Raw genomic sequence first — 7470 nt, forward strand, 5'->3', positions numbered from 1 at the left:
CTTGCGGGAGAGGGGGCAAGAGAGACAGGCTGACTGCGGTCAGACGCTCGCGCGCTTGAGTCTCAACTGCGCGACGAAGCCGCTGTCGTCCGCATTCGCGAGCCGCAGCTGCGCGCCCAGACGCTGCACCGACTTCTCCACGATCGCCAGGCCCAGCCCCGCGCCGGTGGCCGCCGTGCGGGCCGTGTCGCCGCGGTAGAACGGCGTCGTCAGCTTCGCGAGCTTGTCCGGCGGCACGCCCGGCCCGTGGTCGCGCACCGTCAGCAGCACCCAGGCGCTGTCGGCCTCGGCGGTGACTTCCACGCGCGTCGGCTCGTCGCCGTGGTGGCCGTACCGGCGCGCGTTCTCGAACAGGTTCAGCAGGATGCGCCCCAGCTCCGTCGGGTCGGTCCAGATGCGCAGCGCCGCGGACAGCCGCACGCTGATCTGGATCTGCTGCGGATCACGGAAGCCCTGCGCCTCGCGCTCCACCAGCTCGCGCAGGTTGAGCGCCTGCAGCTGCAGCTCGCTCGGACGCGCGTAGTCCATGAACTTGTTGATGATGGCGTCAAGCTGGTCGATGTCCTGCGCGATGTAGGTCCGCGCCTGCTCGTCGTTGACGCTCATCTCCGCCTCCAGCCGCAGCCGCGCCAGCGGCGTGCGCAGGTCGTGCGAGATGCCCGCCAGCATCACGCTGCGGTCCTCTTCCATCTTGGCCAGCTCGCGCGCCATGCGGTTGAAGCCCATGTTGACCTCGCGGATCTCGCTGGTCAGCGTGCTCTCGTCCAGGCGCGAGTCGTACTCGCCCTCGCGGATGCGGCTCGCGGCGATGGACAGCTCGCGCAGCGGCTGGTTGATCAGGCGCGCGATGGCCGCGGCGCCCAGCAGCGAGGCGCCCAGCGCGATCGCGATCCACCACCAGTTGCTGGACATGTTGGCCTGCAGCGGCGCCGGGTTGGTCTGCAGCCAGAACTGGTCCGGCCCGACGTCGAATCTCACCCACAGCCCGGGCACGCCGTTCAGGCCGCTCGCCAGCACCGTCTGCGGACCGAGCCGCGAGACCAGTTCCTTGCGCAGCCGTTGTGCGAAGGGCGAGTTCTCGTAAGGCAGCCAGCGGTCGGTCGCCTCGGCGACTTCCACCGACACCGCCTCGCTGCGCGCCAGCGACTTGACGACCGCCACCCGGTTGATCGCGTCGGTGCTGGACAGCGCCACCCGCGACAGGTTCACCAGGCCGGCCAGCTGCTGCGCCGCCTCGAGGGCCTTGGGTTCGGCCTCCAGGGCCTTGAAGGTCTGCTGCCACGCCAGCACGCCGGCCGCCAGCAGCAGGGCCAGCAGGGCGAAGGTGCGCCAGAACAGGTTCAGCGCCAGACGCGGGGGTGCCACGGGATCAGGCCGCCTCGTCCGGAACGAACACGTAGCCCACGCCCCACACGGTCTGGATGAATCGCGGCTGCGCCGGATCCTCTTCCAGCAGCTTGCGCAGGCGCGAGACCTGCACGTCCAGGCTGCGGTCGAAGGGCTCGAACTCGCGGCCGCGGGCCAGCATCGCCAGCTTGTCGCGCGACAGCGGCTGGCGCGGGTGACGCACCAGGGCCTTCAGCATCGAGAACTCGCCGGTGGTCAGCGGCACCGGTTCGCCGTTCTTGGCCAGGCGGCGCAGCGCCAGGTCGAACTCGAACGGGCCGAACTGGACCGTCATCGGTTCCTTGGACGGCGCGCCCGGCGCTTCCGGCGGCGGCCGGCGGCGCAGCACCGCGTTGATGCGGGCCAGCAGTTCGCGCGGGTTGAAGGGCTTGGCCAGGTAGTCGTCGGCCCCCACCTCGAGGCCGACGATCCGGTCCACTTCCTCGACCTTGGCCGTCAGCATGATGATGGGCGTGCTGTCGCCCGCGGCGCGCAGCCGGCGGCAGATGGACAGGCCGTCCTCGCCGGGCAGCATCAGGTCCAGGACGATCAGGTCCACGGTCTCGCGCGTCAGCTGCTTGTTCAGCGCCTTGCTGTCCTCGGCCAGCAGGACCTCGAAGCCCTCCTGGGCCAGGTAGCGGCGCAGCAGGTCCCGGATGCGGGCGTCGTCATCCACGACCAGGACACGGTTGGGGCGGGTTGTGGTTTGCATGGCGGCCACTCCGAAATTTGTAACAGCGGGACTGTAAGGGCAGTTTTTCGACCTGTTTGCGGGATGCATCAGTCCTTACCGGATGGTTACATCTTTTGTAACAAGGCTGTCCATGCCCCTCAACGTGGGCGATGAATGACTCGGAAAGGCGGATGAACGGTGGCCGACGCCGGTCAACCGTGACGCTTTCCTCACGCGTTATGCTGGTTCCCACCAGGACTCTCCGTAGGAACCCGAATGATCCGAAGCTCCAAGATCCTTGCCCGCACCTTGATCGCCGCTGGCGCGGTGGCGGTCCTGCCCGCGATGGCGCAGGCCCAGGCGGTCCGGACCGACCTGCTGTCCTTGAGCGCCTCGGCCACGACCGAAGTGACCCGCGACCTGCTGCAGCTGCGCTTCTCCACGACGCGCGAGGGCAAGGAGGCCGCCGCCGTCCAGAACGAACTCAAGCAGGCCCTGGACGCCGCGCTGACCGAGGCGCGCAAGGTGGCCAGGCCGGGGCAGGTCGACTTGCAGGCGGGCAACCTGTCGGTCTATCCGCGCTACGGCCAGCCGAAGGCGGGCTCGAGCGCCGCGCCGCAGATCACCGGCTGGCAAGGCAGCGTCGAGCTGCTGGTGCAGGGTCGCGACATCGAGGCGATCTCCAAGCTGAGCGGCCGCATCAGTTCGCTGGCGATCGCCAACGTCAGCTACGGCCTGTCGCGCGAGGCGCGCGAGAAGGCCGAGAACGAGGTGGTCTCGCAGGCGATCGCGAGCTACAAGAGCAAGGCCGCGATCTATGCCAAGGAGTTCGGCTACTCGAACTACCGGATCGGCGAGGTCAGCGTGAACGCCGACCAGCCGGTGGCCGTGATGGCGGCCCCGATGGCGCGCTTCAAGACGATGGGCGCGTCCGCGGACGAGGCCCTACCCGTCGAGTCCGGCAAGGCCACCGTCACGGTGAACGTCAACGGCAGCGTGCTGATGACGAAGTGATCCTCAGGTGATCCTCACTGGGCGGTCCAGCCGCCGTCCATCGCCCAGGCCTGGCCGCGCACGTTGATCGCGGCGTCCGAGCACAGGAACACGGCCAGCGCGCCGAGTTCCTCGGGCGTCGTGAACTGCAGCGAGGGCTGCTTCTCGGCCAGCAACTGACGCTTGGCCTCGGCGGGGTCGAGCTTTTCCTTGGCCGAGCGGTCGTCGATCTGCTTCTGCACCAGTGGCGTCAGCACCCAGCCGGGGCAGATCGCATTGACCGTGACCGGGAGGAGGGCCGTTTCCAGGGCGGCCGCCTTGGTCAGGCCGAGCAGGCCGTGCTTGGCCGCGACGTAGGCCGACTTGCCCGCCGACGCCACCAGCCCGTGCGTCGAGGCGATGTTGACGACGCGCCCCCAGTTCTTCTTCTTCATGCCCGGCAGCGCCAGGCGCATCGTGTGGAAGGCGGAGCTCAGGTTGATCGCGATGATCGCGTCCCACTTCTCCGGCGGGAACTCGTCGACGTTGGCCACGAACTGGATGCCGGCGTTGTTCACCAGGACGTCGCAGCCGCCGAACTCCTGGTCGATGTAGGCCATCATGGCCTCGATCTCGGCCGGTTTGCTCATGTCGGCGCCGTGATAACCCACCTTCACGCCGAGCGCCTCGACCTCCGCCTTGGGGCCGGCGTGGTCGCCGAAGCCGTTCAGGACGATGTTCGCGCCTTCCTTGGCCAGGGTCAGGGCGATCCCCAATCCGATGCCGCTCGTGGAGCCGGTGACCAGCGCCGTCTTGCCTTTCAACATGCCGCGTCCTCTTCAGGGTTGTTAGGATGGGGACAAAGGATACGAGCGATGTCTGAACCCTTGTTGAAAAAAGTCCAGGCGCTGAGCCCCTGCGGCCTTCATCAGGTCGCGTATTGGGAGTGGGGACGGTCTGACAACCCTCAGGTGCTGGTCTGCGTGCACGGACTGTCGCGGCAGGGCCGCGACTTCGACGTGATCGCGCAGCGCCTGAGCGGGCGTTTCCGGGTCATCTGCCCGGATGTCGTCGGACGCGGGGAGTCGGAATGGCTGGGCGATCCTCGGAACTACCAGCTTCCTCAATATGTGTCGGACATGGTCACGCTGCTGGCGCGCCTGGGCGTGGGGCAGGTGGACTGGCTGGGTACCTCGATGGGCGGCCTGATCGGCCTGGCGCTGGCGGCGATGCCGGCCAGCCCGATCAAGCGGCTGATCCTCAACGACGTGGGGCCGACGATCGAGTTCGTCGCCCTGCAGCGCATCGCGAGTTATCTGGGCCGCGCGCCGCAGTTCGAGAATTGCCAGCAGGGCGCCGACTACCTGCGCGGCATCTCGCAGAGCTTCGGGCCGCACACCGACGACCAATGGCTGGCGCTGTCGCGGGCCATGTTCAAGCCGGACGGCGACCGCTGCCGGCTGCACTACGACCCGCGCATCGGGCAGGGCCTGGCCGGGCTGACGCCGGAGCTGGCGAAAGCCGGCGAGGCGCAGCTCTGGGCCGCCTATGACGCGGTGCGTTGCCCGACGCTGCTGCTGCGCGGCGGCGATTCGGACCTGCTCACGCGCACGACCGCCGAGCTGATGACGCAGCGCGGCCCGCGCGCCGAGCTGCACGAGTTCCCGGGCGTCGGCCATGCGCCGACCCTGGTGCATGACGAACAGATCCGCGTGGTGGAGCAATTCCTGGCTCGCGGATGACGTCCCGGCGGCGCACGCGCCCCCGAGGACACGGATGAACGACGAATGAAGACGGAATCGGGGCTGCGGCAGGACCAGGCGGCGCCCATCGTGGCCCTGCTGGACGGGGATCTGCCCCACCGGCTGCCGACCGCGCAGCCGCGCGCCGAAGAGACGGTGGATCCGGTGCGACGCGCCCGCGCGTTCGCAGAGCCGCTGCTGGCCGATCACCTGCTCGGGACCGGCGAGCCGGCGCTGGCCCACGCCGACGGCGTGGCCGCGATCCTGGCCGGCGTCGGCGCGGCGCCGTCCATGCAGGCCGCCTCCTACCTGGTGTACGCCGGCGACTACCTGAACAAGCCCGAAGAGATCGTCGCCAAGGCCTTCGGCGAGAGCGACGCGAGCCTGGTCGCGCACACGCGCCGGCTGGTGCAGATCCAGCGCGCCGCGCGCGAGGCACGGGTCGAGGAACAGCGCCGGCAGGAACAGACCGAGCTGGTGCGCAAGATGCTGCTGGCGTTCTCGCGCGACCTGCGCGTGGTGCTGCTGCGGCTGGCGTCGCGGCTGCAGTCGCTGCGCTGGTTCGCGGCGAGCAAGACGCCGTGCCCGCGCGAGCTCGCGGCGGAATCGCTGCAGGTCTTCGCGCCGCTGGCCAACCGGCTCGGCATCTGGCAGATCAAGTGGGAGCTGGAGGACCTGGCCTTCCGTTTCCTGGAGCCGGAGCACTACCACCAGCTCGCCAAGGGCCTGCACGAGAAGCGCGTCGAGCGCGAGCAGTCGGTGGAGTCGGTGCGGGCCGCGCTGGAACGCGAGCTCCAGGCCCACGGCGTCGACGCGCAGGTGCAGGGCCGGCCCAAGCACCTCTACAGCATCTGGAAGAAGATGCGCGGCAAGGGCCTGACGCTGGAACGCGTCTTCGACCTGCGCGCGCTGCGCGTCGTCGTGCCGGAGGTGGCGGACTGCTACGCGGTGCTGGCGCAGTTGCACGAGCGCTACCTGCCGGTGGACGGCGAGTTCGACGACTACATCGCGCGGCCCAAGCCCAATGGCTACCAGTCGCTGCACACGGTGGTGATCGCGGCGGACGGCCGGCCGATGGAGGTGCAGATCCGCACGCGCGCGATGCATGAGCATGCGGAGCATGGCGTCGCGGCGCACTGGGCCTACAAGGAGGCGGGCACCAAGGGCTATGCCGGGGTGATCGCGGCGGGCGAGTTCGAGGAACAGGTCGCGCAGGCGCGCAAGGCGGTGCTGCGGCAACTGCTGGCGTGGGAGCGCGACTACGTCGCCGAGACCGACGCCCGCTTCGACGACCGCATCTATGTGTTCACGCCGCAGGCCAACGTGGTCGAACTCTGCGCGGGCGCGACGGCGGTGGACTTCGCCTACGCGGTGCACACCGACCTGGGTCACCGCTGCCGCGGCGCGAAGGTCGACGGCCAGATGGTGCCGCTGAACACGCCGCTGCAGAGCGGCCAGACGGTGGAGATCGTCGCGCTGAAAGAGGGCGGTCCGTCGATGGACTGGCTCAACGCCGAGCTCGGTTATCTGCAGAGCCCGCGCAGCAAGGCGAAGGTGCGCGCGTGGTTCAACGCGCAGGTGCAGACGCACACGATCTCGAAGGGTCGCGAACTCGTCGAGAAGCTGCTGCAGCGCGAAGGCAAGACGGCGATCAAGCTGGACGACCTGGCGGGACGGCTGGGCTTCAAGAGCGCCGAGGCACTGTTCGAGGTCGTCGGCAAGGACGAGTACTCGCTGCGCAACATCGAGACGCTGCTGCGTCCGCCAGTGCCGGAAGCGGATGAGGAAGAGCTGCTGGTCCAGCGGCACACGAAGGGCGCGGTCGGAGAAGGGCGCACGCCCAAGGGCGGCGTGCTGGTGGTGGGCGTGGACTCCCTGCTGACGAGCCTGGCGCGCTGCTGCCGGCCGGCGCCGCCGGACGCGATCACCGGCTATGTGACGCGCGGCAAGGGCGTGGCCATCCATCGCTGCGACTGCGCGAACCTGCGGCAGATGGCGCAGTCGGCGCCGGAGCGCGTGATCGCGGTCGCCTGGGGCGAGCCCGCGCCCGACCGGGCGGGCAAGGGCGCGATGTATCCGGTGGACCTGGTCGTCGAGGCCACGGACCGGCCGGGGCTGCTGCGCGACGTGCTGGAGCTCTTCGCGAAGGACAAGCTCAACGTCATCTCGGTGAACCAGCAGAGCGGCAAGGGCAAGCCCTTGCGCAACGACCTGTCGCGGATGAACTTCACCGTCGAGGTGAGCGACGCGCAGCGGCTGCAACAGACGCTGATGGCGCTGTCGCAGGTCTCGGGCATCCGCAGCGCGCGGCGTCGCTGAAGCCTTCTCAGGGTCTGCCGCTCGCGGGCTTGTCGAGGACGCCGTGCGACTGCTGTTCTTTTTGCCGCAGCTTCCTGGACGGGCCTCAAAATTCGGCTTATACTGCGAGGCTTCTCCAGGCGCGTAGCTCAGTTGGTTAGAGCACCACCTTGACATGGTGGGGGTCGTTGGTTCGAATCCAATCGCGCCTACCAGGATTGGTAGGCAAGTCCTCAGGGACACCTCAGACGGATCGCCCGCTCCAACGGCGGGCGATTTGTTTTCCGACCAGTGGATTGACCACCGCTGGCCGAGTATTTCAGGCGCGTAGCTCAGTTGGTTAGAGCACCACCTTGACATGGTGGGGGTCGTTGGTTCGAATCCAATCGCGCCTACCCG

6 protein-coding genes and 2 tRNA genes are annotated in these 7470 nt (G+C 68.7%); 5 read left to right on the forward strand and 3 right to left on the reverse strand.

The genetic code is table 11. The features are described 5' to 3' along the window. Positions 1–39: 39 nt before the first annotated feature. Complete coding sequence (locus AC07O8_RS12265; RefSeq protein ID WP_297530377.1) at positions 40–1365, reverse strand: ATP-binding protein; 1326 nt, start codon at positions 1363–1365, stop codon at positions 40–42. Between the two features lie 4 nt (positions 1366–1369). Next, complete coding sequence (gene ompR, locus AC07O8_RS12270) at positions 1370–2098, reverse strand: osmolarity response regulator transcription factor OmpR (protein ID WP_297530379.1); 729 nt, start codon at positions 2096–2098, stop codon at positions 1370–1372. A 237-nt stretch (positions 2099–2335) separates the two neighbouring features. Here ompR and AC07O8_RS12275 point away from each other — a divergent pair, with 237 nt between their 5' ends. Next, positions 2336–3073, forward strand: coding sequence for an SIMPL domain-containing protein (locus AC07O8_RS12275; RefSeq protein WP_495048292.1), 738 nt, complete (start codon positions 2336–2338; stop codon positions 3071–3073). 14 nt (positions 3074–3087) lie between these two features. Here the strand turns inward: AC07O8_RS12275 and AC07O8_RS12280 are convergent, their stop codons facing one another. Further along, on the reverse strand, positions 3088–3858 hold the full coding sequence (locus tag AC07O8_RS12280) for a 3-hydroxybutyrate dehydrogenase (RefSeq protein WP_495048293.1): 771 nt from the start codon (positions 3856–3858) through the stop codon (positions 3088–3090). Between the two features lie 48 nt (positions 3859–3906). On the opposite strand from AC07O8_RS12280, the gene AC07O8_RS12285 reads away from it, so the two are divergent. The 4 genes from AC07O8_RS12285 (at position 3907) to AC07O8_RS12300 (ending at position 7466) form a co-directional block, all read left to right on the forward strand. Next, the gene (locus tag AC07O8_RS12285) at positions 3907–4773 is read left to right on the forward strand and encodes an alpha/beta fold hydrolase (RefSeq protein WP_495048294.1); all 867 of its coding nucleotides are present in this window, start codon (positions 3907–3909) and stop codon (positions 4771–4773) included. A gap of 45 nt (positions 4774–4818) precedes the next feature. Beyond that, positions 4819–7092 carry a RelA/SpoT family protein gene (locus tag AC07O8_RS12290; RefSeq protein WP_495048295.1) on the forward strand — a complete coding sequence of 758 codons (2274 nt, stop codon included), beginning with the start codon at positions 4819–4821 and terminating at the stop codon, positions 7090–7092. A gap of 117 nt (positions 7093–7209) precedes the next feature. After that, a tRNA-Val gene (locus AC07O8_RS12295) sits at positions 7210–7286 on the forward strand. Positions 7287–7392: 106 nt separating this feature from the next. Beyond that, positions 7393–7466, forward strand: a tRNA-Val gene (locus AC07O8_RS12300). Positions 7467–7470 lie beyond the last annotated feature (4 nt).

This window comes from Roseateles sp. GW821-FHT09G09 (assembly GCF_059415965.1).